Annotated in this window: 29 protein-coding genes and 2 tRNA genes; 20 read left to right on the forward strand and 11 right to left on the reverse strand. The window is 39.4% G+C overall.

The window, feature by feature from the left end; translation table 11 throughout:
- Positions 1-2 precede the first annotated feature (2 nt).
- From recR to rimO, 14 genes are all read left to right on the forward strand, one after another.
- Positions 3-623 (forward strand): recombination mediator RecR, encoded by a 621-nt coding sequence (gene recR / locus HCU67_RS16145; RefSeq protein WP_168553697.1) that lies wholly within the window; start codon positions 3-5, stop codon positions 621-623.
- Between the two features lie 89 nt (positions 624-712).
- A complete protein-coding gene (locus HCU67_RS16150; protein ID WP_168553698.1) occupies positions 713-2,101 on the forward strand; it encodes a dihydrolipoamide acetyltransferase family protein in 1,389 nt (462 codons plus the stop codon).
- Positions 2,102-2,158: 57 nt separating this feature from the next.
- Positions 2,159-2,941 carry a carboxylesterase family protein gene (locus HCU67_RS16155; protein WP_168553699.1) on the forward strand — a complete coding sequence of 261 codons (783 nt, stop codon included), beginning with the start codon at positions 2,159-2,161 and terminating at the stop codon, positions 2,939-2,941.
- A gap of 5 nt (positions 2,942-2,946) precedes the next feature.
- Positions 2,947-3,723 carry a 3'-5' exonuclease gene (locus HCU67_RS16160; RefSeq protein WP_168553700.1) on the forward strand — a complete coding sequence of 259 codons (777 nt, stop codon included), beginning with the start codon at positions 2,947-2,949 and terminating at the stop codon, positions 3,721-3,723.
- An 86-nt stretch (positions 3,724-3,809) separates the two neighbouring features.
- Positions 3,810-4,421, forward strand: a complete 612-nt coding sequence (locus tag HCU67_RS16165; RefSeq protein WP_168553701.1) for a fumarylacetoacetate hydrolase family protein — start codon at positions 3,810-3,812, stop codon at positions 4,419-4,421.
- Positions 4,421-4,762, forward strand: a complete 342-nt coding sequence (locus tag HCU67_RS16170; protein ID WP_168553702.1) for an Hpt domain-containing protein — start codon at positions 4,421-4,423, stop codon at positions 4,760-4,762. The genes HCU67_RS16165 and HCU67_RS16170 overlap by 1 nt, the downstream gene beginning before the upstream one ends.
- A gap of 62 nt (positions 4,763-4,824) precedes the next feature.
- A complete protein-coding gene (locus HCU67_RS16175) occupies positions 4,825-6,072 on the forward strand; it encodes a competence/damage-inducible protein A (RefSeq protein WP_168553703.1) in 1,248 nt (415 codons plus the stop codon).
- Positions 6,073-6,139: 67 nt separating this feature from the next.
- The gene (rpmB, locus tag HCU67_RS16180; protein WP_168553704.1) at positions 6,140-6,376 is read left to right on the forward strand and encodes a 50S ribosomal protein L28; all 237 of its coding nucleotides are present in this window, start codon (positions 6,140-6,142) and stop codon (positions 6,374-6,376) included.
- 11 nt (positions 6,377-6,387) lie between these two features.
- Positions 6,388-6,570 carry a 50S ribosomal protein L33 gene (rpmG, locus tag HCU67_RS16185; protein WP_168553705.1) on the forward strand — a complete coding sequence of 61 codons (183 nt, stop codon included), beginning with the start codon at positions 6,388-6,390 and terminating at the stop codon, positions 6,568-6,570.
- A 6-nt stretch (positions 6,571-6,576) separates the two neighbouring features.
- Positions 6,577-6,729 (forward strand): DUF4295 domain-containing protein, encoded by a 153-nt coding sequence (locus HCU67_RS16190; protein WP_168553706.1) that lies wholly within the window; start codon positions 6,577-6,579, stop codon positions 6,727-6,729.
- Positions 6,730-6,834: 105 nt separating this feature from the next.
- Positions 6,835-7,791, forward strand: a complete 957-nt coding sequence (gene ftsY, locus HCU67_RS16195; protein ID WP_168553707.1) for a signal recognition particle-docking protein FtsY — start codon at positions 6,835-6,837, stop codon at positions 7,789-7,791.
- A 130-nt stretch (positions 7,792-7,921) separates the two neighbouring features.
- Positions 7,922-8,335, forward strand: a complete 414-nt coding sequence (locus tag HCU67_RS16200; RefSeq protein WP_168553708.1) for an RDD family protein — start codon at positions 7,922-7,924, stop codon at positions 8,333-8,335.
- Positions 8,336-8,347: 12 nt separating this feature from the next.
- Positions 8,348-10,069, forward strand: a complete 1,722-nt coding sequence (locus tag HCU67_RS16205) for an amidase family protein (protein WP_168553709.1) — start codon at positions 8,348-8,350, stop codon at positions 10,067-10,069.
- Positions 10,070-10,097: 28 nt separating this feature from the next.
- Positions 10,098-11,399 carry a 30S ribosomal protein S12 methylthiotransferase RimO gene (gene rimO, locus HCU67_RS16210; RefSeq protein ID WP_168553710.1) on the forward strand — a complete coding sequence of 434 codons (1,302 nt, stop codon included), beginning with the start codon at positions 10,098-10,100 and terminating at the stop codon, positions 11,397-11,399.
- A 22-nt stretch (positions 11,400-11,421) separates the two neighbouring features.
- Here the strand turns inward: rimO and HCU67_RS16215 are convergent, their stop codons facing one another.
- The 3 genes from HCU67_RS16215 to HCU67_RS16225 form a co-directional block, all read right to left on the reverse strand.
- The gene (locus tag HCU67_RS16215) at positions 11,422-11,913 is read right to left on the reverse strand and encodes a BLUF domain-containing protein (RefSeq protein WP_168553711.1); all 492 of its coding nucleotides are present in this window, start codon (positions 11,911-11,913) and stop codon (positions 11,422-11,424) included.
- Positions 11,914-12,088: 175 nt separating this feature from the next.
- On the reverse strand, positions 12,089-13,252 hold the full coding sequence (locus tag HCU67_RS16220) for a serine hydrolase (RefSeq protein ID WP_168553712.1): 1,164 nt from the start codon (positions 13,250-13,252) through the stop codon (positions 12,089-12,091).
- Positions 13,227-13,682, reverse strand: a complete 456-nt coding sequence (locus HCU67_RS16225; protein ID WP_168553713.1) for an SRPBCC family protein — start codon at positions 13,680-13,682, stop codon at positions 13,227-13,229. Before HCU67_RS16225 ends, HCU67_RS16220 begins: the two co-directional genes overlap by 26 nt.
- Before the next feature lie 114 nt (positions 13,683-13,796).
- Here HCU67_RS16225 and HCU67_RS16230 point away from each other — a divergent pair, with 114 nt between their 5' ends.
- The 5 genes from HCU67_RS16230 (at position 13,797) to HCU67_RS16250 (ending at position 20,007) form a co-directional block, all read left to right on the forward strand.
- The gene (locus HCU67_RS16230) at positions 13,797-14,675 is read left to right on the forward strand and encodes a peptidyl-prolyl cis-trans isomerase (protein WP_168553714.1); all 879 of its coding nucleotides are present in this window, start codon (positions 13,797-13,799) and stop codon (positions 14,673-14,675) included.
- Complete coding sequence (locus HCU67_RS16235) at positions 14,659-16,044, forward strand: peptidylprolyl isomerase (RefSeq protein ID WP_246865821.1); 1,386 nt, start codon at positions 14,659-14,661, stop codon at positions 16,042-16,044. The genes HCU67_RS16230 and HCU67_RS16235 overlap by 17 nt, the downstream gene beginning before the upstream one ends.
- A 4-nt stretch (positions 16,045-16,048) precedes the next feature.
- The gene (locus HCU67_RS16240) at positions 16,049-17,005 is read left to right on the forward strand and encodes an AAA family ATPase (RefSeq protein ID WP_168553716.1); all 957 of its coding nucleotides are present in this window, start codon (positions 16,049-16,051) and stop codon (positions 17,003-17,005) included.
- 100 nt (positions 17,006-17,105) lie between these two features.
- Positions 17,106-19,376 carry an aconitate hydratase gene (locus HCU67_RS16245; RefSeq protein WP_168553717.1) on the forward strand — a complete coding sequence of 757 codons (2,271 nt, stop codon included), beginning with the start codon at positions 17,106-17,108 and terminating at the stop codon, positions 19,374-19,376.
- Between the two features lie 70 nt (positions 19,377-19,446).
- On the forward strand, positions 19,447-20,007 hold the full coding sequence (locus tag HCU67_RS16250) for a TlpA family protein disulfide reductase (RefSeq protein ID WP_168553718.1): 561 nt from the start codon (positions 19,447-19,449) through the stop codon (positions 20,005-20,007).
- A 3-nt stretch (positions 20,008-20,010) separates the two neighbouring features.
- Here the strand turns inward: HCU67_RS16250 and HCU67_RS16255 are convergent, their stop codons facing one another.
- From HCU67_RS16255 to HCU67_RS16280, 6 genes are all read right to left on the reverse strand, one after another.
- A complete protein-coding gene (locus tag HCU67_RS16255) occupies positions 20,011-20,466 on the reverse strand; it encodes a sterol desaturase family protein (RefSeq protein ID WP_168553719.1) in 456 nt (151 codons plus the stop codon).
- A gap of 1 nt (position 20,467) precedes the next feature.
- Positions 20,468-21,307 (reverse strand): phytoene/squalene synthase family protein, encoded by an 840-nt coding sequence (locus tag HCU67_RS16260; protein ID WP_168553720.1) that lies wholly within the window; start codon positions 21,305-21,307, stop codon positions 20,468-20,470.
- 1 nt (position 21,308) lies between these two features.
- Positions 21,309-22,763 (reverse strand): phytoene desaturase family protein, encoded by a 1,455-nt coding sequence (locus HCU67_RS16265; protein ID WP_168553721.1) that lies wholly within the window; start codon positions 22,761-22,763, stop codon positions 21,309-21,311.
- Positions 22,764-23,663 carry a MerR family transcriptional regulator gene (locus HCU67_RS16270; RefSeq protein WP_168553722.1) on the reverse strand — a complete coding sequence of 300 codons (900 nt, stop codon included), beginning with the start codon at positions 23,661-23,663 and terminating at the stop codon, positions 22,764-22,766.
- Between the two features lie 122 nt (positions 23,664-23,785).
- Positions 23,786-23,869: transfer RNA gene (locus tag HCU67_RS16275), tRNA-Leu, on the reverse strand.
- 52 nt (positions 23,870-23,921) lie between these two features.
- A tRNA-Lys gene (locus HCU67_RS16280) sits at positions 23,922-23,994 on the reverse strand.
- Between the two features lie 110 nt (positions 23,995-24,104).
- Between HCU67_RS16280 and HCU67_RS16285 the strand changes: the two genes are divergently transcribed.
- Positions 24,105-24,617, forward strand: a complete 513-nt coding sequence (locus HCU67_RS16285; RefSeq protein ID WP_168553723.1) for a shikimate kinase — start codon at positions 24,105-24,107, stop codon at positions 24,615-24,617.
- Here HCU67_RS16285 and HCU67_RS16290 read toward each other — a convergent pair.
- Positions 24,609-25,106: a phosphoribosyltransferase family protein gene (locus HCU67_RS16290; protein ID WP_168553724.1), complete on the reverse strand. Its 498-nt coding sequence runs from the start codon at positions 25,104-25,106 to the stop codon at positions 24,609-24,611. The genes HCU67_RS16285 and HCU67_RS16290 overlap by 9 nt on opposite strands.
- Positions 25,107-25,155: 49 nt before the next feature.
- Positions 25,156-25,527: an RNA-binding S4 domain-containing protein gene (locus HCU67_RS16295; protein WP_168553725.1), complete on the reverse strand. Its 372-nt coding sequence runs from the start codon at positions 25,525-25,527 to the stop codon at positions 25,156-25,158.
- Positions 25,528-25,568: the final 41 nt, after the last annotated feature.

The following is a 25,568-nucleotide window of genomic DNA, read 5'->3' on the forward strand; positions in this document are numbered from 1 at the left end:
ACATGGAATTTTCATCAAAATTTCTTGAAAATGCGGTCTACGAGGTTTCGCAATTACCGGGCATCGGTAAGCGCACGGCCTTGCGTTTAGTGTTGCACCTACTTAAGCAACCGGAGCGCCAGACCGAAGAGCTGACGACCGCACTGACTAACCTTCGTACCCAAATAAGTTATTGTAACAACTGTCATAACATTTCAGATACTGAAATTTGCGAAATCTGTGCCAACCCAAAGCGCAACAAAAGCATTATCTGTATTGTAGAAGATATTCGCGATGTCATGGCCATTGAGAGTACCTCGCAGTACCAAGGGCTTTACCATGTACTAGGTGGTAAAATTTCACCTATGGAAGGGGTAGGGCCCCAAGATTTGAACATCAGCTCACTGGTGCAAAAATTAAAGGCTGGGGGTATCGAAGAATTGATTTTTGCGCTGAGTTCAACCATGGAGGGCGATACCACCAACTTTTACATTTACAAGCAATTGGAGGGTATTGAAATTAAAACCTCGACCATTGCCCGCGGTATTTCGGTAGGGGATGAGTTGGAATATGCCGATGAGGTCACCCTTGGCCGCAGTATCTTAAATCGGGTTCCCTTTGAGAACTCCATTAAGGCGAATTGATGCATTTCAATACAATAAAATCAATAAAAAGACGATAGAATTATTATTTTTGCAAAAAAATAGGCCGAATCAACGAACAGATTAAGAATATGTCAAAATTCGAATTGAAGTTACCGCAGATGGGAGAAAGTGTTGCAGAAGCGACATTGACGACTTGGCTCAAAGAAGTGGGAGATACCATTGATTTGGATGAGCCGGTATTTGAGATTGCCACCGATAAGGTAGATTCTGAAGTGCCCAGTGAGGTAGAAGGCAAATTGCTTGAAAAGCGATTTGAAGTTGACGATGTAATTCAAGTTGGTGAGGTAGTAGCCGTTATAGAAATTGAAGGTGGGGCATCAGAGTCTGCCGTTGCAGCCGAACCAGTGCCAGTTGAAGAAGTGGTAACCGAGCACGTTGAGGCTGTTGAAGAGCGCGTGAGTGCCGCTATCGAAACGGTTGCCGTTGAAAGCACCGATTTTTCGAATTCGGACCGTTTTTATTCGCCTTTGGTTAAAAACATCGCCAAAGAAGAAGGTATTTCATTGGCAGAACTTGATGGTATCGCGGGTACCGGCGCTGAGGGTCGTGTGACCAAAAACGATATTCTAGCCTATGTGGCAAATAGGGGAGGCCAGACCCAAGTTACTGGGAACACTGTGAAACAGGTACCTCCGACAGCACCGACAATCGAGGAGTCAGCACCAGCTACAGCCCCAGCTGTTAAATCTGAGATTGCGACTAGACCGGCGAACAGTCAACCTGCCGCACCCCCAGTTGAGATCAAAGACGGTGATGAAATTATTCCATTGAGCCGAATGGGCAAACTCATTGCCAAGCACATGACCGATAGTATTTCAACATCGGCTCATGTACAGAGCTTTGTTGAGGTCGATGTCACCAATTTGGTGAACTGGCGTAATAAGGTCAAAAAGAAATTCGAGGAGCGTGAAGGCGAAAAATTGACCTTCACCCCAATATTTATGGAGGCCGTAGCCCTGGCCTTGAAGAAGTTTCCGATGATGAACATTTCGGTTGATGGGGATAATGTTATCAAGAAAAAGAACATCAATATTGGTATGGCAGCAGCATTGCCCGACGGAAACTTAATTGTTCCGGTTATCAAAAATGCCGACCGATTGAACTTGGTGGGTATGGCGAAGACCGTGAACGACCTGGCCAATCGTGCGCGTAATAATGCGTTGAAACCAGACGAAATAAAAGAAGGTACCTATACGGTGACCAATGTGGGCACCTTTGGTAGTGTTTTTGGTACGCCCATCATCAACCAACCCCAAGTCGGTATTCTGGCTTTGGGGGCCATTCGTAAACTACCTGCGGTGATTGAAACCCCTGATGGTGATTTTGTTGGCGTGCGTAGTAAAATGTTCCTTTCACACAGTTATGACCATAGGGTGGTCAATGGGGCATTGGGCGGTATGTTCGTTAAAGCGGTCGCCGATTATCTGGAAGATTGGGATTCCAATCGCGAAATCTAAATCAGTTTCAAATAGTTTAGCCTGGGCTCACTACCTTAGAAGGTAAAATTTAAAGTGATGTCCGTAATCCGTTTTTTCACCTTAGCTGTATTTGCACTTTTTACTTTCCATTTAACTGCACAGGATTTTGATTTATTCGAAAAGAAAAAATTCGTGTCCGACGATGGAGAACTACCGTATCGCATCTTATTACCAAAAGATTTTGACAGTTCCAAAAAGTATCCACTGCTACTGTTTTTACATGGTGCTGGTGAGCGGGGCAATGACAACGAATCACAATTGAAGCACGGAGCGGAGTTGTTTCTACGGGACTCCATCCGACAAAAATATCCTGCCATTGTTGTATTTCCGCAATGTGCTACCAATAGTTCTTGGGCAAGAATCGGTTTTAGCAATACTGGTGGTCAAAACCAATTTGTGTTTTACGAGCGGGCCAAACCCACCGCTGAAATGGTTTTGTTGGAAGGTCTATTGGACGAGCTTTCAAAAACCTTTAAGATAAGTCGAAACCAACGGTATGTTGGAGGGCTTTCTATGGGTGGTTTCGGCACCTTTGAATTGGTCAACCGAAATCCAAAACTATTTGCTGCGGCCTTTCCCATTTGTGGTGGGGCGAATCCAAAAATTGCGCCTAGACTTAAAAAGCTGGATTGGTGGGTCTTTCATGGGGATGCCGATGATATCGTTCCCCCAAAATACTCTTCGCAAATGGTGGATGCCTTGAAAAAAGTGAATGCCAGGGTTACCTATAATCTGTATCCAGAAGTCAAACATAATAGCTGGGATTACGCCTTTAAAGAACCAGAATTGTTACCTTGGCTGTTTTCTAAAGCACGATAGTATTTATGCAGCTGAACCTCACCAAACCCATTTGTTTTTTTGATTTGGAAACAACGGGAACCAATGTGGCGAAAGACCGAATTGTTGAGATATCAATTTTAAAAATTTTCCCAAACGGTAATAAGGAAAGTAAGACCTGGTTGGTCAATCCTGAAATGCCGATTCCAGACGATGTGGTGGCCGTTCATGGCATTTCTAACGAGCGCGTTGCCAATGAGCCAACCTTTAAAGAGCTTTCCAAAGAAATCTATCAGATGATTCGAGACAGTGATTTGGCGGGTTTTAATTCCGATAGGTTCGACATACCACTTTTGGCCGAAGAAATGCTACGCGCCGAAGTTGATTTTGATATGAAAAGTATGGTATCTGTAGATGTGCAGACCATATTCCATAAAATGGAAAAACGTACCCTCGGTGCCGCCTACCAATTCTATTGTGACAAAAATCTTGATGATGCTCATAGTGCGGAGGCGGATACCAATGCTACTTATGAAGTGCTCCTCGCGCAATTGGAGCGTTATCCTGAACTGGAAAATAACGTTAAAAAACTGTCGGAGTTTACAACCCGAAAACAATCACTTGATTTTGCCGGTTTTATAGCTAAGAACAAAGAAGGGGAACCCATCTTTAGTTTTGGTAAGCACAAGGGTAAAAAGGTTGATGAGGTACTTGAAAAAGAACCGGGTTATTTTGGTTGGATTTTGAATGCCGATTTTCCGTTGTACACCAAAAAAGTATTGACACAATTAAAGCTTAACAAGCTGAACAATAAGCTGTCATAAACTCTTGTTAAACATTTAGTTAGTTGCAAAATTCAATCGAATTTTGCAGTCGTTTTTTTCCACATACAAACATTCTTTTACCATTTATGAAATTAATTTGCATCGGTCGCAACTACGCTGCGCATATAGATGAACTTGAAAATGAACGACCTTCAGAACCTGTGGTTTTTATTAAACCGGATTCTGCCATTTTACCAAAGGAACAGGACTTTTACATTCCTGAGTTTTCCAACGAGGTTCATTATGAGGTCGAGCTCTTGGTAAAAATCAAAAAAGTAGGGAAGCATATTGATAAAAAATTTGCCCACAAATATTACGATGAAATCGGATTGGGCATTGATTTTACAGCTAGGGACCTGCAATCGGAACTAAAGTCAAAAGGGCTTCCATGGGAAAAAGCGAAAGGATTTGATGGAGCAGCTGTAATTGGTGACTGGATTAGTAAGGATAATTATAATAATTTACATAATTTAGGGTTTTCCTTGTTAAAGAATGGGGTTTTGGTCCAAAATGGGAACACAAACCTCATGTTATGGGGCATTGACGAACTCATATCTTATGTTTCTAAATTTTTTATGTTGAAAAAAGGAGACATAATCTTTACGGGAACCCCCGCAGGTGTTGGTAAAGTTGAACGAAATGACTACCTTCAAGGGGCTATTGAGGGTAAGGAATTTTTTGCAATAAATGTAAGATAATGATATATAGTCTGGATAAGATTAATGAAATGGCTGAGGGCGACGAGGATTTTGTCCATTCAGTAATCTCTGTTTTTTTAGAAGAAGTGCCTGCAGACCTTGAGGCATTGGAGAAGGAAATTGAGGCGAAGAACCACGAACAAATCTATAAGTTGGCCCATAAAATAAAACCCAATGTTGACCTGTTGGGTATGGAAGCAACCCGTGCCAATGCCCTAGATATTGAGACCATGGGTAAAAATATGGCCAATATGGATCAAATTGAAAGTAAGTTCCCCCAACTTAAGAAAGACATTTTGCAAGTAATCACAGAGTTGCAAAACGACTTCCACCTTCAATAATTACCGTATTGGCCTCTAACCTCAAAGTTAAGGCAATCGGTATATTTACGCTAAACTTTTAGATGAAAGCAGAGATAATCACTATCGGTGACGAGATTCTTATTGGTCAAATTATAGATTCCAACTCCGCGTACATCGCAAAGGAATTCAATAAGATAGGTGTTTCCGTTTACCAGATTACTTCGGTACAAGACGAGCGGCAGCATATTTTAGATAGTTTGGCAATCGCAAACGCGCGTAGCCAAGTGGTAATTCTTACTGGTGGTCTTGGTCCAACCAAAGATGATATTACCAAACACACCTTGTGCGAATACTTTGAAGATACTTTAATTCAAAATGACCAAGTGCTCGCACACATCGAAATGCTATTCAAAAAATATATCAGTACCCCAATTTCGGAATTGAACCGGCGCCAAGCCTTAATACCATCAAAGGCTGTGGCCTTGCACAATGAGTTTGGCACTGCCCCTGGTATTTGGATGGAAAGGAATGGAACCGTTTTCGTTTCGCTGCCTGGGGTACCCTATGAAATGAGGGGGTTGATACAAAATGGTGTTCTGCCCAGGATTATTGAGAAATTCGAGCGGCCCTATATCATTCACAAAACATTGATGACCTATGGGTTAGGGGAAAGTGCGATTGCAGAAATTATTGAAGATTGGGAGGACAACCTTCCCGAAGAAATCAAATTGGCCTATTTGCCAAATTTGGGTAGGGTAAGGTTACGTCTAACCGCAAAAGGAACGGATGAGGACCGATTAAAACGTCTTCTTGAACAAGAAGTCCAAAAATTACATCCCCTTATTGGTGATATACTTTACGGAGAGGAAGAGGACGAAAGTATTGAAGCACAATTGGGAAAACTACTTGCAGAGAAGGGCAAAACCTTATCCACGGCAGAGAGTTTTACTGGAGGAAAAATTGCAGAAAGAATAACAGCCGTGCCAGGAGCTTCATCCTATTTTAAAGGTACTGTTGTCAGTTATGCTACAGAAACAAAGGTGAAGTTGGTTGGGGTCAATGAAGAACTGATTAAAAAGCATTCGGTCGTCAGTGAAGCGGTGGCCATTGCAATGGCAGAAAACATAAAGAACATTATCGGTACGGACTTTTCCATTGCAACAACAGGTAATGCTGGTCCAAGTAAGGGAGATTCCAATGCTGCTGTTGGAACGGTTTATATTGCCATTAGCACGCCAGAACGCACATTTGCTAAGGAATTTCAAATGGGAAAACTGCGCGAAAGGGTCGTAAATAAATCGGTTAATAAGGCTTTTGAGCTTCTTTACAAGGAAATTGCAAATTTCTGACCTCTAATTTTGTGAGTGAGCGATATTTATCTAAATTTGCACTCGCTAAAAAATTAAGCAAGGAATCATGTCTAAGATTTGTGAAGTTACAGGCAAAAAGGTAATGTTCGGAAACAACGTTTCTTTCTCTATTAATAAGACGAAAAGAAGGTTTGACGCCAACATATTCAGAAAGCGTTTTTACATTCCTGAAGAAGACAAATGGGTGACCTTGAACGTATCTTCAAAAGGCATTAAGATCATCAACAAAAAAGGTATATCTGCAGCTCTTAAAGATGCAAGGGCCAAAGGTTACGTGAAGTAAAAGGATAGAAAATGGCAAAGAAAGGAAACAGAATTCAGGTAATTTTAGAGTGTACCGAGCACAAGGCCTCTGGTATGCCAGGAACTTCGCGTTACATTACCACGAAAAATAAAAAGAACACTCCAGACAGAATTGAGTTGAAAAAATTCAATCCTGTTTTGAAGAAAATGACCGTTCATAAAGAAATTAAATAATAGACCATGGCAAAGAAAACAGTAGCAACGCTGCAAAGCAGCTCGAAAAGATTGACCAAGGCCATTAAGATGGTGAAGTCACCTAAATCAGGCGCCTACACTTTCGTAGAGTCTGTTATGGCACCAGAGTTGGTTAACGACTGGTTGTCGAAAAGATAAGACCTCTCAATCAACGAAATAGAAAGCCGTTCCGACAAAGGAGCGGCTTTTTTGTTTTATCACCATTAGGTACTTTCCTATCTTTGATTCATTACCAAGAAATACATGAGTTTATTTAAAAATATATTTTCAAAAGATAAAAAAGAGACCCTTGACAAAGGCCTTGAGAAGAGTAAAGAAAGCTTCTTTGGTAAATTGGGTAAAGCTGTTGCTGGTAAATCAAAAGTCGATGATGATGTTCTCGATAATTTGGAAGAAGTACTGGTGACCTCAGATGTTGGCGTTAATACCACCCTTAAAATTATTGAACGCATTGAAGAGCGTGTAGCTAGGGACAAGTATATGGGTACTGATGAATTGAATGGCATTCTGCGTGAAGAGATTGCCGGTTTGCTTTCAGAGACCCATGTGGGCGAAGAACAAGAATTTTCGATTCCGACAGATAAGAAACCGTATGTAATTATGGTAGTTGGGGTGAATGGAGTAGGTAAGACCACAACAATAGGAAAATTAGCGCACCAATTCAAAAATCAAGGTCTGAAAGTTGTGCTTGGTGCTGGGGATACTTTTAGGGCGGCTGCAATAGACCAATTGCAGGTATGGGCAGAACGAGTTGATGTTCCCATTATCAAGCAAAAGATGGGTTCTGACCCAGCTTCTGTGGCCTTCGACACCTTAAATTCGGCTGTGGCCGACAATGCCGATATTGTTTTGATCGATACTGCGGGCCGATTGCACAATAAAATCAACCTTATGAATGAGCTTTCAAAGGTCAAGCGCGTAATGCAAAAAGTTGTTCCCGATGCACCGCACGAAGTACTGTTGGTACTTGATGGTTCTACAGGCCAGAACGCCTTTGAGCAGGCCAAGCAATTTACCAAGGCAACAGAGGTAACCAGCCTTGCTGTAACCAAATTGGATGGAACAGCTAAGGGTGGCGTTGTAATTGGGATTTCAGATCAGTTTCAAATTCCCGTAAAATATATTGGGGTTGGTGAGGGGATTGAAGACCTACAGGTTTTCAATAAGTTTGAGTTCGTAGATTCGTTTTTTAAGATTTAGAAAATTGTAAACCATAGGCAAAACCCAGTAATTTGGGTATTTAGGCTAAAAGTGGTTTTCCGGATTTCATCAGGCTGTGGTTTTGCGTTTCTTTACCATTATCTTAGGAGACGAAATAACTCGATATACCATGCAACGAACATATGCAATCTTACCGGATAGAATCAAAGCTGTGGTCATTGATGCAATTGTAATTGTAGGAACCATGTATGCCATCGCAGAAGTATTGGCACTTTTTAGTGAAGTACCGAATTTTGTGAGGATAGTGCTCTTTGTGCTGATTTTCTTTCTTTATGACCCTCTTTTTACAAGTTTAAATGGAGGTACTATTGGACATACCTATAGCAACATTACCGTAAGAAAAGACAATGATAACCTTGATAGGCTCAATTTTCCTGCTGCCCTAATTCGCTTTGCACTCAAAAGTTTATTGGGTTGGTTATCACTTCTCACTACTACTGCAGATGAAAAGAAAAAAGCAATTCACGATATGGTTGCGAAATCTGTAGTTCTAGAACTACCCAAAACGAAAAACTCAAAATAATTTCAAGGAAAAATGAAACGAATTCATAACGTCTTTTTAATAGCACTGGTAATTGGTGTCGCTTCGTGCAAGTTCAATTCTACCACTAAGGAACCCAATGTTGAGGTCGAAAAAGAAGAAGAAATTGACGAACCGATTGAAGTTGAAGAAGAAACTGTTCTTTGGACACCTTATAACGATTCTCTTGAAGTAGCAGCGAATGCCGACCACGAAAAGGAGCGCATGCGCTATAAATTTATTCAAAGTAAGGTATTGGATAAAAATGTGGTTTTTCAGCCACTTTACGGACAAGTATCTAAATTTTCCGAAGATAAATACCAAATGATGCGTCCTTTGGTTTTGGAGCAAGATATTCCGACGATACAGTCCCACGTGAAGGAGTCCAAATTTACTTATGAGGATTTAGTATTGTTTTACCTGTACCGTATCTATAAATATGAATTGCCTAACGAAAGTACGTTGAATACCATTATAGCTTTGAATCCTGAAGTACTTGAAGAAGCTCGTAAATTGGATTCAAATAGCGATGGCAAACACCCAGTTTATGGTATGCCAATACTTCTGAAGGATAATATTGGCACTCAAAACATGAAGACCACCGCTGGAGCGGTGGCTTTTTTAGACAACCAAACCGATGATGCCTTTATTGTTGAGAGGCTAAAGGAAAAAGGTGCTTTGATATTGGGAAAAGTTAATTTGAGTGAATGGGCCAACTTTCTTTGCGATTGTCCGAATGGGCAAAGTGCTGTCGGTGGGCAGACACTCAATCCATATGGGCGCAGGGTTTTTGATACTGGCGGTTCTAGTGCAGGTAGCGGCACTTCTACTGCCGCTAATTATGCGGTTGCTGCGGTCGGTACGGAGACCTCAGGTTCTATTTTATCTCCCTCAAGCCAGAATTCCGTTGTGGGAATGAAACCCACCATTGGTTTATTGAGTAGAACTGGGATCGTGCCTATTTCAAGTACGCTCGACACCCCTGGGCCAATGACCAAAAGCGTTATTGATAATGGTATTTTGATGGATGCCATGCGGGGTTTTGATATCAAGGATGAAGAATCAGTTCAAGCAGATTGGGAGGAGCGTTGGTATGCACACGAAAATTCGAATTTGAAGGGCAAACGATTTGGTGTGTTTAAAGCTCTAATGGAAAGTGATTCCATCTACAAGGCGACTGTTGAAAAAATTCAAGAAGCTGGCGCGACCATTGTTGAATTTGAACCTATGGAAGTTGAATTCGACGGTTTCCTTTCCATATTGAATATTGATATGAAAAATGACCTTCCAAAATATATCGAGGCATCGGTTATCAATAAGGATGCTGTTAAGGTCACATCAGTAAGGGATGTGGCCGATTTCAACTCAAAAGATTCGGTTGTGCGAATTCCGTACGGTCAAGTTCGGTTTGATGGAATTTTGGCAGATTCTACTACCGCAGAAGAGCTCTTGGAAATTAAACGCAGCCTGAAATTAAATGGAAGAACATTCTTTAATACCGTTTTGAACGAGAACCGATTGGATGCCATTTTATCCATAAATAATTACCATGCGGGCTATGCAGCCGTTGCAGAATACCCCGCATTGACCATACCAATGGGATATCGTGAAACAGGAGAACCGGTGAGTCTGACCTTTATTGCAAAACAATTTCAAGAAGGTAAGCTTTATGAGATCGGTGCTGCCTTTGAAAGATTGACCAAAGCTCGAAAAATACCCGTCAATTACCGTGATTAAGTTGTAGTTTTGCAGCCACTTTGAAGGTATGCGAACGAAATCTATCAAAAAGAACAAAATCAATGTTGTAACCCTTGGATGTAGCAAAAACGTCTACGATTCTGAGGTTTTGATGGGGCAATTACGGGCAAATGAAAAGGAAGTCGTACATGAAGAGGAAGGCAATGTAGTTGTAATCAATACCTGCGGTTTTATCGCAAATGCTAAGGAGGAAAGTGTCAATACAATTCTTGAGTACGTTCAAAAGAAAGAAGATGGGGCGGTCGATAAGGTTTTTGTAACGGGCTGTTTAAGTGAACGATATAAACCGGATCTTGAGAAGGAAATACCTAACGTTGATGCGTATTTTGGCACTAGTGACTTGCCCAATTTGTTAAAGGCCCTTGGTGCTGATTACAAGCATGAACTCATGGGGGAGCGCCTAACTACAACGCCAAAAAATTACGCTTATCTCAAAATTGCAGAAGGTTGTGATCGTCCATGTTCGTTCTGTGCTATTCCCTTGATGCGTGGTAAACATAAGAGCAAGCCCATTGAGGAGTTGGTCGTAGAAGCAGGGAAGCTTGCAGCGGATGGGGTTAAGGAGTTGATTTTAATAGCGCAGGATTTAACGTACTACGGTTTAGACCTTTACAAAAAACGAAACCTGGCCGAATTATTGGATGCGTTGGTCAACGTTGAAGGAATAGAGTGGATTCGATTACATTATGCCTTCCCAACAGGTTTTCCGATGGATGTTCTGGAAGTAATGAAGCGTGAACCGAAGGTTTGCAATTATATTGATATTCCATTGCAACATATTGCTGACCCCATTTTAAAAAGCATGCGTAGAGGAACAACCAAAGCCAAAACCACCAAACTTCTTGAAGAATTCAGGAATGCCGTACCTGAAATGGCCATTCGAACGACTTTGATTGTGGGATATCCTGGTGAAACTGAAGAAGATTTTCAAACACTCAAAGAATGGGTAAAAGAAATGCGTTTTGAGCGCTTGGGTTGTTTTACTTACAGTCACGAAGAAAATACCCATGCCTATTCTTTGGAGGATAATGTTCCAGAAGAAGTTAAGCAGCAACGGGCAAATGAGATCATGGAAATTCAATCGCAGATTTCTTGGGAGCTGAATCAAGAAAAAATCGGAAAGGAATTTCGGTGTATAATCGATAGAAAGGAAGGTGCACATTTTGTCGGGCGAACTGAATTTGATTCACCTGATGTTGATAATGAAGTATTGATAGATGCAGCCAAGTACTATGTAAAAGTTGGTGAATTTGTTCCAATCAAGATTATTGATGCGGCCGATTTCGACTTATATGGCGAACCCTGCTAAAATCAACAAGTTTTTACCTTTTTCAATTTGTAAGCCGTTCGTTTAGGTTCATTTCATTGGCGAGCGAAGCCAAATCGTCGACCTTTTCAAACAACTGACGCTGGGTTATTCCATCAATTTTTTTCCCTGAGTTTGTAACGTTTTGCATCGAAAGTAGAAGAATACTGTACAAAACGTTTAGGGTATTATTCAATGAATTTGTTTTTTTCAGGATATCATTGAGGTTGTTCATTGACCAGTCTGGAAACCTACGATTTTTCTTCTCCCGATCATTCAACCAAATCTTAACAACGTGCCGCGAATCAAGTTGAATGTTTTGCTTTAGTTGAAGTACAGCTTTTGAAGAGCCCTCAAAATATTGAATGAAATAGCCATTGTTGTAATAAAGGAAGCCTGTTATGCCGAAAAGCCTGTTCTGACTACTGAATTGTTGTGCAAACAAATCAAGTTCTTTGGTGCATAAACCATACTTTGATTTGCTTAAGTACAAAAAGCTTTCAATGGAACCGTTCATTTTGTAAGGGTAGTCTTATTTGATAAGTAAACTTAACCGTTCAATATTTGAACGTGACTATGGTTCGATTGCGATAAGAATTCGGTGAACTACACAAAAATAAGACGTACTGCAGGGCTAAGTAAGTTTTGAATTGAGATGTATTCGAAAAGCGGCCCTAAGATTCGATTAAGATTTACCTTTTCAACTCTCGTTGATAAATCTCCCTTCCCAATTGTGCTAAAAAAGGTATACCAACATCGTCGTATTCATAGTTGTCGTCGTTAAAGATTTGGTCCTTATTCACCAAAATAGTGGCGACTAACATAAATTCAACTTCGTTTTCTTTGTCAATTATATATGCACAATCGGTAAGGGTTCCATATGCGTAACCAACCTTATTGTAAATTTTGATTCCACTTGGCATAGGTTTCTTAGTATCTCCATACATAAAGAACTTCACATAGCCATCGTAATATTCATTTCGGTCATAACCTGCCTCATAAGGTAGAACCGCCATTGATTTCAATAAAAAGTCATGTTGTTCTTTGCTTAAATCTAAGCGTTCTTCCTCCTTAAAATTTTCAGGAAAAATTACCCGTTTCAACAATCCACTTTGCGAATTGATTGGGAAAAAGTTTTTCAAAGAGAAATCAAACGGTTCTTGATAAAGAGAATCTCCACCATAAAAACCTATGCCCTTTTGAATTGAATTTAATTCAAGGCTTGCAGCTGCGGTGTTGATTATGGGCTTCGAGGTAACTGTTGTAGTATCGTTGGCGTAAATGACCAAAGGTTTGGTAGTGATATTATCGGCATCTGCCGTAGAAAGACGATGGGCTATGCGAATTGGCTCAACCCCTTTCGTTGCTATTTTTTCATTAAGCTCGTCAAAACCTAAAAACTCCACCAACCGATTATTGGCTTCATTATCACTAACCGCAAAAATTTCTTCAATAGACCGTGCAAAGGTGGTCGCTACCGAATCACCTTCCACATAAAACCTTGTATTCATATGAAGTGAATCCAACTGATTCAACTTTTCCAGAGCTGCTACAGCTGCAGGAAACTTAACCGTACTTGCCGGATAGAAATAAGTATTTTCATCAACCTGAAAATCAAAATCGGTAAGTAACACACTATCGTTTCTTCGGTTAATTTGGGTATAGCGTATTTGAAGTTCAAAACCTTCCAAACTGTCCATAACCCTCTTTATCGCAAAATGTTCAGAAGCAAGTGCTGCATCGAGAATATTGATTTCGGATTTCTTTGAACAGCTTGAAAAAATGATAAGACAAACCATTGCAAGAATTGCCAATACCCGCTGTAAACGTTTATAGATCAAGTACCGAAGTTCCATTCTCTGCAAAGTTTTTGAAATCATTGGCATATTGCTGTGATTGTTTTTTAAACATGCTTGGAATAAGAAATGCCATGGCCTTCATTCCAAATCCTGCAAATTGAAACTCACTTTCAGATACCCATTTGGTTTGGTTTTCATTTACTTCGTGAAAAAAGTTTTTTTGAATGTTATGTACCCCTTTGGCATCATAAGTGGCATGAAATTCTTCAGGAAAATTACTTTTGATTATTGTCTCAATCATTTCCATATCACGTTTGCCCATTTTGAATTTCATGTTCATTCGTGTGCCTTCTTGACCAGGTTCCCCAGTAATTACCTCATAACTGGTTAGTCCTCGCATCCAATGTTTCATGTTTTCAGGGTTATCAAGTTTCTTGATAAATTCCTGCAGGGGTAAGTCAACAGTAATTTCAGTGGTGTACTTCATTTTTGGTTGGTTTTGATAGAAAAGTACTAAAATTATTGATGTTTACTTCTGCTAAATTTCTGTTAACCGATTTTCGCTTCTTGCCCGACTTTGAGTAATTGTTATTTTTGCGGAATGCCACGGCCACAAATACTTAGATTTTTACTGCTCGCGTTAATCGTTTTGCTAGTTTCCTCTTGCAAAGAGCTTTTCGGAGGCAAAGAAGAGCGAAAGGCTATTGCTAGGGCAGGGGAGCGTTTTCTTTACGAAGATGAAATTGTTTCACTGTTGAACAATACAGCATCCGGTCTTGATAGTGCCATGGTAGTAAACAACTACATTAATAATTGGGCATCAAAACAATTATTGCTTTCAAAGGCCAAAATCAATCTATCAGAAGCCAAACAGGCCGAGTTCAATAGACTCGTCGATAATTACAAGGCCGACTTGTATACACGGGCATATACTGAGGCCCTTGTGGCCCAATCGCAGGATACAGCCATTAGCAAGAATCAAATACGTCAATTCTACGAGGCAGAAAAGCAAAATTTTAGATTGAACGAAAAAGTGGTGCAATTGCGTTTTGTTGGGTTAACACCAGAGTTCTTGGACAAGGAAATTGTAGTGGAACGAATGAAACGTTTTGAGAACGAAGACAAGAATTTTCTTGACTCGATAGCGGTTCAATTTAAAAAGATTCACTTGAACGATTCTACTTGGGTCGGCACTGGCAGACTTATGGAAGAAATACCCCCGTTAACCTATCTTAATCAAGAAAAGTACTTAAAGAAATCACAATTCTTTGAGCTTCAAGATTCGGTAGGGGTATATTTGGGAAGGATAATTGACGTCTTGGATATCAATGATATAGCGCCCTTAAGCTATGTCGAACCTAACATAAAACAATTGATACTTAATCGAAGGAGAATGGACTTCATTAGAAAACTCGAAACCGAGATTTTAGATGAAGCCCAAAAAAAGAATGAATTTGAGATATATGGCAAACAAGATTAGTACAGTACTGGTATTATTGAGCTTTTCAGTTCTAGGTTTTGGTCAAGAAGTGGCTGAAGCAGTTGATTCAACAATCACGAAGCGAATAAAAGTTGACGGTATAGCTGCCGTAGTTGGGGATTATGTAATTCTTGATTCGGATATCGAAAAAACATTGATAGACCTGAAAAACCAAGGTGCATCAACCCAAGATATTTCGCATTGTCAACTTTTAGGAAAATTGATGGAAGACCGGCTTTATGCGCATCAAGCAGTTCAAGATAGTTTATTGGTGTCCGATGAGCAGGTAAATGCTCAAAGTGATGCACAAATTCAGCAATTGATTTCGCAAGTAGGCTCAATGGAAAAGGTGTTGAAATTTTACAATAAACCGGATCGTGAAAGCTTTAGAAAAGAACTTTTTGAAATCAATAAACTACGAATGCTTTCAGAACGAATGCAGTCAAATATTGTTGAGGACATCGAAGTGACCCCAGAAGAGGTGAGACAGTTCTTCAATAAGTTTGATGAGGAGGAATTGCCCATGATAGGGGCTGAGCTTGAAATTTCGCAAATTGTTAAGCAGCCAAAACCTAGTCAAGAAGCAAAAGATAAAGTCATCAATCGCCTGAATGAAATTCGACAGGATGTATTGGAAAATGGTTCCAGTTTCAAAGTAAAGGCGATTTTATATACCAAGGACGAGGCTTCTAGATCGAATGGCGGGTTTTACAGTATGACCCGAGAAACACCTTTTGTCAAAGAATTTAAAGACATGGCATTTAGTTTGCAAGAAGGTGAAATCTCTGAACCATTTGAAACAACTTTTGGTTACCATATTATTATGGTTGAAAAAATTAGGGGTCAAGAGGTCGATTTGCGCCACATTCTATTACAACCCGAAATATCAGAAAAGGAAATAGACAAGGCAGTAAAAGAATTGGATTCCATTAGACAGTATATTTTAGATGGTAAATTCACTTTTGCAGATGCGGCATTGGCATTTTCAGATGAGAAAGAAACTAAATTTGACGGTGGAGTCCTTAGAAATCCTATAGATTTCAGTGCCAAATTTGAGTTGACCAAAATGGACCCGTCACTGTACAATCAGATTCGAAATCTGAAAGATAACGAGATATCAAAACCTCTAAAAGAAGACGACCCAAGGGGTGGAGCTCCTAAGTTTAAAATAATGAAGATTTCTAACCGTTATGATGAGCATCGGGCAGATTTCGCAAAAGACTACCTTAAGATTCAAGAGCTTGCGCTTCGAGAAAAGCAGTATAGATCAATTAAGGAATGGATGGACGAAAAAATAGAGGATAATTACATTCATGTAGATGCCGATAATCGTGATTGCGACTTTGCCAACAATTGGGTAAAACAATAAGTTAATGTCTGACGTTCAAGCGGTTCAAAACCTTGTTGAGAAACATCAAAATTTAAAGAAAGAGATTGCTAAGGTCATTGTAGGCCAGAATGAGGTAATCGAACAAATATTACTATCTATTTATACGGGTGGACACTCTTTATTGATAGGTGTGCCGGGTCTAGCGAAAACACTAATGGTCAATACCATTGCCCAGACACTTGGGTTGAATTTTAAACGAATTCAATTTACCCCTGATTTAATGCCCAGTGACATTTTAGGTAGTGAGGTATTGGATCAAGAGCGAAACTTCAAATTCATTAAAGGTCCCGTTTTTGCCAATATCATTCTTGCAGACGAAATCAACAGAACCCCGCCAAAAACACAATCGGCCTTATTGGAAGCCATGCAAGAACGGGCCGTTACCGTCGCAGGACATCAATACAAGCTTGATCTGCCTTATTTTGTTCTTGCCACTCAAAACCCTATCGAACAAGAAGGTACCTATCCGTTGCCTGAAGCGCAATTGGACCGATTTATGTTTGCTATAAAGTTGACCTACCCTTCAATCGAAGAGGAAATAGAAGTGGTAAAATCGACCACTGGCGACGATTCTGTTGTGCTAAATACCTTGTTCAGTGCTGAGGGAATTCGACAAGTACAAAGTTTGGTGCGAAGAATTCCCATTGCCGATAACGTAATTGACTATACGGTACGATTAGTTAACAAAACAAGACCCAGTTCTGAAACTGCTCCAGCAGTAGTAAAGGATTTTGTTGATTGGGGTGCAGGGCCAAGAGCTTCTCAAAATTTAATTTTAGGTGCGAAGGCACATGCAGCGGTAAACGGAAAATTTTCTCCAGACATTGAAGATGTAAAGGCCGTTGCCTTGGGGATTTTAAGGCATAGAGTGCTTAAAAATTACAAAGCTGAGGCTGAAGGTATTTCAGAAGAACAAATTATCAGGGAACTGTTAGAATAGCGACAATATAAATTGATTTTATCGCAACTTTTTACACTAAAAGTTCATTTCTGTTTTCGTATTTTTACCAAAATTCAATAATTGTTAAATATAATTCAAGATGGCATTTGATATTGACATGATAAAAGGGGTGTATTCCCACATGGCTGAACGGGTAGATAAAGCCCGTGAACTCCTAGGAAAGCCGATGACCTTGGCCGAAAAAATTCTCTACTCCCATCTTTGGGAAGGGGTTCCTTCAAAAGTATTTACCCGAGGTAAGGATTATGTCGATTTCGCTCCTGATAGGGTAGCATGTCAAGATGCTACGGCTCAAATGGCTTTGCTTCAATTTATGCATGCTGGTAAACCTAAGGTGGCTGTTCCAACAACAGTGCATTGTGATCATTTGATTCAAGCTAAAGTAGGTGCCGATGCCGATTTAAAAAGAGCTAATGAAACCAGCAATGAAGTTTTTGATTTTTTAGGTTCGGTTTCTAAAAAATATGGGATAGGATTCTGGAAACCTGGTGCAGGAATAATACACCAAGTAGTATTGGAAAACTATGCATTCCCCGGTGGAATGATGATTGGAACCGATTCACATACCGTGAACGCTGGTGGTCTTGGGATGGTTGCCATTGGAGTAGGTGGTGCAGATGCCGTTGATGTAATGGCAGGTATGGCTTGGGAACTAAAATTTCCAAAATTGATTGGTGTCAAACTAACTGGAAAGCTTTCTGGTTGGACCGCACCAAAAGATGTCATTTTAAAAGTTGCTGACATACTTACCGTAAAAGGTGGAACAGGAGCAATCATAGAGTATTTCGGTGAGGGAGCTACTGCCATGTCATGCACAGGAAAAGGAACTATCTGTAATATGGGTGCGGAAGTTGGTGCTACAACATCAACATTCGGTTATGATGAATCAATGGACCGTTATCTGCGGGCTACAGATAGGGCAGATGTTGCTGATGCAGCTAATGAGGTGAAAGCTTACCTTACTGCCGACCCTGAATGTTATGCAAATCCAGAGGCTTATTTTGACCAAGTAATCGAAATTGATCTGAATACCTTGGAGCCTCATTTAAATGGTCCTTTCACTCCAGATTTGGCAACGCCCATTTCGAAAATGGGAGAGGCAGCAAAAGCTAATGATTGGCCATTGAATGTTGAAGTTGGATTGATTGGTTCATGTACAAACTCTTCTTATGAAGATATTTCACGTGCAGCCTCATTGGCGAAACAAGTTGCTGATAAAAACTTAAAGACCAAGTCTGACTTTACCATTACACCTGGCTCTGAACAAGTTCGTTACACTATAGAAAGGGATGGTTTTATAGATACCTTCAATAATATTGGTGCTACTGTATTTGCAAATGCCTGTGGACCATGTATTGGTATGTGGGATAGGTATGGGGATAAAGCGGCAAATGGCCCAAGAAATACGATTGTACACTCTTTCAACAGAAACTTTGCCAAACGTGCCGATGGAAACCCTAATACCTTAGCATTCGTAGGTTCACCTGAATTGGTTACCGCGATAGCCATTGCGGGTCGATTGGATTTTAATCCTGCTACCGATAAATTGATAAATGAAGAAGGAGAGGAGGTCATGTTGGATGAACCACGTGGTTATGAATTACCACCGGAAGGTTTTGCAGTTGAAGATGCCGGATTCATAGCTCCCGTTGCTGACGGAAGTGGGGTAGAGGTTGTTGTTTCTCCAGAATCTGAACGTTTACAATTATTGGCTCCTTTTGAACCTATTAAACCAGAAAGTTTGATGGGGATGAAATTATTGATTAAAGCTTTTGGAAAATGTACGACGGATCATATTTCAATGGCAGGACCTTGGTTAAGATACAGGGGCCATTTGGATAATATTGCCAATAATACGTTGATTGGAGCGGTAAACGCTTACAATAAAAAGACCAACTTCGTAAAGAATCAATTGAATGGAGAATACGGAGGTGTACCAGATACACAACGGGAATATAAGGCAAATGGCATTATGACCATGGTTGTTGGTGATCACAATTATGGTGAAGGTTCATCTAGAGAGCATGCAGCTATGCAACCTAGGCATTTAGGTGTTGCCGCTGTTCTCGTAAAATCGTTTGCGCGTATTCACGAAACCAATCTAAAGAAGCAAGGTATGCTCGGATTGACTTTTGCCAATGAGAACGATTATGACCTGATTCAGGAAGATGACACCTTCAATTTTACCGACATCAAAGATTTTGCTCCTGGTAAGCCTTTGACCATTGAGGTGGTTCATGCTGATGGAAGTAAAGACACCATCATCGCAAATCACAGTTATAACAATGCTCAGATTGAGTGGTTTAAAGAAGGTTCAGCATTGAATCTAATAAAGAAGCAAAACGCTTAATAAACGTAACAAAATCCATATTTTTAAAACTCCTGAATTTTCAGGAGTTTTTTAGTTAAAACCAATTGAAATGAAACTAAGCAAGAAGACCTTTTTAAATGTTCTGCTGATACTTTTTATATTATCCTTCTTTGTTACCCCTCTTGGTTACTATGGAAAACTATTTTTGAATCAATTATTCGCCCAATCCCCTGAAATCATACCAGAAGAGCAAAGAGAAGTTTTGGCTGATTATAACTGGCGATTGAAGAACGAAGAATGGGATTTTTTTAGTTTCGAAAAATCGAAAGGCAAAGTTGCTATCGTAGTATTTTGGGCAAGTTGGAAACTCCCTGCCTGTGAAGCCGAAATGCGTGGACTTCAAAAGTTATATGATGATTATAAGGGGAAGGTTGATTTTTATGCTATTACCAATGAAGAAAGACCCCCAGTAGAAGAATTTGCAGAGAAAGTAAAAATTACAATGCCAATAACCTATTTGATTATTGGTGACAAGTCTCCTTTAGAAATAAAAGAACCTCCCGCATCATATATCATAAACAAAGCTGGTGAAATTGTAGCCTCAAAAGAGGGTATTTCCGACTGGAACAGTAAAAAAGTTCGAACCTTATTGGATACCTTACTTAGGTAATCTTTAACGGTTTTGTTTGAAATATTTTAGCGGAACCACCAACATTCCAAAGCACTCTCCATCGTTCTTGCCCAAATGTTTATGGTGAATTTTATGGGCCCTTCTAACCCCCTTTGCATACCAATTATTAGCGTTTCTAAAGATTTTAAAGCGTTGGTGAATAAAAATATCGTGCACTAAGAAATAAGCGATACCGTATGCCAAAATGCCAAAGCCTAAAGGCCACCCATACCAAAAGTCAGTTTCGGCGCCTAAGTAAAACAAGGTCATACTCACTACAGCATAGAAAATGAAAAAAGCATCATTACGCTCAAACCACGAATCATGGTCTTTCCGGTGATGATCCTTGTGAAGCACCCAAAGAAAGCCATGCATCACATATTTGTGGGTAAACCATGCCATAAATTCCATGATACTAAAGGTGGCCAAAAAAATAAGAATCCAAAGGGCAATTTTCATTTTAAACCAATTGTAATTTGTAGTTAACGTATGATTTCGCCAAAAGTCCAAATTTTTGATAATTCGGCACGCGTATTCGAGTATTTTTTATTTCTAAAGGTGGAGTTTTCTGAAGTTTTTGCAACAACTTCTTGTAATATTTAAACGCGGTATAAACCCCGAATTTTGCCTCGTCAGGAAGTCGTTCTATGCCGTAAAAGCCTTGGGCAAAGTCGGCTTCTATCTCTGAGACTATGCGTTTTTTCGATTCCTCATCCAATTCTAATAAGTTGGTATTTGGAAAGTAAGAACGTTCCAATAATTCGTAATCAGCTTTTAAATCTCGTAAGAAGTTCACTTTTTGAAAAGCAGAACCCAATGCCATGGCCGATTCTTTGAGTTCGTTATATTTTTTTTCATTCCCATTCACGAATACACATAGGCACATTAAGCCTACAACATCGGCGGATCCATAAATATATTCTTTGTACTCTTGGTCAGTTGCGTATTGTTTCTTGGTTAAATCCATGCGCATACTCTTCATAAATGCCTCAACTAGGTGCAATGGAATGTTGTATTTATGAAAGGTATACTGAAATGAATTTAAGATAGGGTTGAGGCTGATTTTTTGCTCGAGTGATAGATAAAGTTCCTTCTCAAAATTTTCAAAAAGCAACTCTTTCTCATAATCATGAAATGTGTCGACAATTTCATCGGCAAAACGAACAAAACCGTAAATATTATAAATATCAGCGCGAATGGAAGTTCCTAACATTTTTGTAGCAAGTGAAAAAGAGGTACTGTATGATTCAGTAACCAATTTGCTACAAGCATAAGAAACATTATCAAAAATTCGTTTCATACTATTTTTTGTTTTTGATTAAATCGGCAACCAATTTGCCTGATATTAATGCTGGAGGTACCCCAGGACCAGGCACGGTCAATTGGCCAGTGAAATATAGATTATTGACCTTGCTACTTTTTAAATTGGGCCGTAAAAACGCGGTTTGTGATAATGTATTCGCCATGCCATAAGCGTTACCTTTGAAAGAGTTGTATTCTTCTACAAAGTCATTGACACAAAAGCTTTCCTTAAATATAATGTTATTTTTTAGCGATTGGTTGGTTCTTTCTTCAAGACGTTCTAGGATAATATCGAAATATTGATTGCGTAGTGCATCAGTATCTTCAAGACCAGGGGCTATTGGAATTAAGAAAAAACCAGCTTCAGCTCCTTCTGGAGCCATTGAATTATCAGTTACAGATGGAAAATTCGCATAAAATAAGGGCTCTTCTGGCCATTGGGGCCTATCATAGATTTCCTTAGCGTGTTTATCAAAATCCGTATCAAAGAAAAGATTGTGATGCTCAACGTTTGCTAATTTCTTATCAAACCCAACATAAAACAACAATGAACTAGGCGCATAGGTCTTCTTTTGCCAATAGTTTTCGGAATATTGCCGGTAATTTTGGTCTAAAAGAGACTCTGCGTGATGATAATCCGCTCCTGCAATTACGATATCTGAGGGAAATGACTTTCCATCGACTTCGATGGAATCCACCTTTCCAGAAGAAACATTGATTTTTTGCACCGCCTTGCCAGTATGGAAAACAACTCCCAGTTCTTCAGCTAAGGATTTCATGGCCTTAACTACTTCAAACATACCACCCTTAGGATGCCAAGTGCCCAGACCGAAGTCGGCGAAATTCATAAAGCTATAGAAAGAAGGGGTTTTACTTGGCTTAGCACCTAAAAACAAAACTGGAAATTCGAGCGTTGAAATCAACATTGGATTTTTAAATCGCCTTCGAACTTCCCCACTTATAGTTCGGAAAAATTGTCCAACCCGCAAGACAGTGTCTTTGGTCACCAACTCAGTTGGTGATAAACCTGGCCGCAAAACGATTTCATTAATGGCAATATCATAGTTGTCACCAGCTTTAGCAATAAACTTTTTCAAATGCCTTGAACTTCCTGGTTCAATTCGTTCAAATTCTTGGCAGATTTTTTCTAGGGTATCACCTATTGTTATTACCTCGTCCTTAAAGAAAATTTTGTAGGCGGGATCTAATTTTCCTAGCTCGTAGTAATCAGATGGGCTCTTGTCAAAATCAGCAAAGAATTTTTCAAAAATGTCAGGCATCCAATACCAACTTGGCCCCATGTCGAATGTAAACCCCTGCTTGTTTAATTGCCTAGCCCTACCGCCAATGGTGTCGTTTTTTTCGAATACCTCGGTCTCGTGCCCTTGTTTTGCTAGATAACAAGCTGCTGAAAGGGATGAAAACCCAGAACCTATAACACTTACTTTCGCCATTTAGATAATGCTAATAAGTCTTTCTATAGAATTAAAGGTCTTTATGTTGTTCGGAAGTTTGTCTTCATCCAGAAACTGAATCATACGACCTAGAATCCAAAGTGAGGACCCAGAATCAGGAGCAAGATATTTGATAAATTCCTTGATGTATTTCTGGAGGTTATCCTTGGTAGGTGTTATCGTGAAGTACGACACAAAATGAATATTATCATAATATTTTTTAAGGTCAATCATACTTTCTAGTGGCATGGACTGCCCAAGAAATATGGTTTTATAACCTTTCAAAATAATTTCATAATTCAAATACAGAAGACCTAGTTCATGAATTTCATTTTCAGGTAAGTACAGCACAAAAATCTTATCTGTTCTTGTGGGGTCTACCGTCTGAAGTTTTTCAACATTTGTAAAAATCTTCTGTTTTATGAGGTGGGTTACGAAATGCTCATGTGATGGGCTGATGGTATCTGTTTGCCATAAAAGCCCAAGTTCATTCAATAGCGGTATGAATACCTCATTAAAAATTTCGCGAAAAGAACGTTCAGCCAACAGACCATTGTACGTACTTATAAAAAGATTTTGGTCAAAATTGACCATAGCAAGCTTAAAGGCATTTATGGCATGGCTCTTTTCACTGTTTTTCGCAACGATTTCCCTAACGGTAACCGGTATTTCAGACTCAGGTATTTTAGCGATTTTGGAGATTTTATAACCATTGTTGTAAAGCAAGGTTACATTCAATAGTTTCTGAAGACTTTTAAGGCTGTAGGTTCTTATGTTAGTGCTTGTACGTTCTGGTGAGAGCAAACCGTACCTTTTTTCCCAAATTCGAATTGTATGAGCTTTAATTCCAGATAGATTTTCCAGATCGCGAATACTGAAATGCTTCTTTACGTTGTTCATTATTTGAGAAAAATAGTTAAACAAATTTACATTATTAACTATTCACCCAACAAAATGTATCGTTAAAATTTTTCTGTTATCGGATAAATGAAGAAAAGCTAGGCTATAATTGACGAAAATTGTGCCCACGACTGGAGTCGAACCAGCACGTCCATAAGAACACTACCCCCTCAAGGTAGCGCGTCTACCAATTCCGCCACGTGGGCATAAATCTTTTGTCACAAAACAAAAAAAGTTAAGTGTGAAACTTAACTTTTGTGACCTGACTGGGGCTCGAACCCAGGACCCTCTCCTTAAAAGGGAGATGCTCTACCAACTGAGCTATCAGGTCAAAATTTTATCATTTCTCGGGACTAATCCCTCAAAGCGGGTGCAAATATAGCATCAATAATTTATTTATCAAGACCAATTGACCATAAATTTGCAGAAACCATTTTGAAAATGATTGTAGCGCTTTTAGGGTATATGGGCAGTGGTAAATCTACGGTAGGAAAACAATTGGCGGAAACCCTTGATTACGAGTTTCATGACCTTGATTCCCTAATAGAAAAGAAGGAGCAAAAATCCATTTCTAAAATTTTTGAAGAACGTGGTGAAATATATTTTAGAAAATTGGAATCTGAAGTTTTAGTTGAAACCTTGAACTCAAAAAGGGAAATTGTTTTGGCCCTTGGAGGCGGTACTCCTTGTTATGCATCTAACATGCAAAAGCTTCAGAATGGCAATACCATTTCTATTTATTTAAAACTTTCAATTACGGAGTTGGTTAACCGATTGTCAAATGAGCAGTGGCAAAGACCTTTAATAAGAGAAATTCCGATAAAGGAACTACCAGAATTCATCGGAAAACACCTTTTTGAACGCGGCTTTTTTTATAATCAGGCCGATAAGATTCTTGAAGTGGATGGAAAAAGTGTTGCAGAACAAGTCACGGCAATAAAAAGTTTACTCTAAAAACACATTGTATTCTTTGCCCATTAAATCCACTTTTACATGTTCATTTAGAGAAGTAGAAAGTGAAATGCCCTTGTAATCTGCTTTAACTGGATATTTTTTATGGTTACGATTGACAAGAACGGCTGTTTTTAGCTGCTTTAGAGGTGTCTTCAAGAAATGATGAACTCCGTAAATTAAAGTGGTTCCTGAATTCAAAACGTCGTCCACAAGCACCACGGATTTATTTATATAATCCTCAATTTTTATTGAGGTTTCAATGGTACTCGAAAGTGGATTTGTTTTGTCCATTTCAACTTTACAAATCAAAATGGAAGCTTCGGTTATCTTTTTAAGAACTTGTGCAATCTTCTTAGCAAAGTTCAATCCGCCTCCCTCAATACCTGCAATGATTATTTCGCCTTCATCAACGTTTGCCTCATAGATTTGATAAGCAATTCGCTGAATTTTATGTTCAATTTCTTTGTGTGAAAGTATCTTGTCTGCCATGTATTCGAAATTAAGGTTTAAAAGTTAAAAGCGAAAAGCCTGTGTTTGTCTACTCTGACTCATCAATATAATCCTCAATATCCCTTCGGTCTTTTTTGGTCGGTCTTCCTGTTCCCTTTTTCCTGTAATAGTCTTTGCTGTATTGCAACAATTCATTATGTTCAAAAGCTTCTTTTGGGGTAATATCTTTGCGATAAATGTCAACCAATTTGGCACCAACTCGACTTTCTGGAATATCAAGAACTACCATTTTGTAATCAATTTGATTTTTTCTCAATGAAATCTCATCAGTTGCGTAAACCTCCCGTGCAGGTTTCACAACCTGTCCATTTACTTTGACTTGACCTTTTTTGCAGGCATTGGTAGCTATATTTCTAGTTTTAAAATAACGGGTAGCCCAAAGATATTTATCAATTCGCATGTCAAGGCAATGTTAAGCTAAGAGTCAAAAATAACTTAAAA

The organism is Croceivirga thetidis (assembly GCF_012272815.1).
Classification (GTDB): Bacteria; Bacteroidota; Bacteroidia; order Flavobacteriales; family Flavobacteriaceae; genus Croceivirga; species Croceivirga thetidis.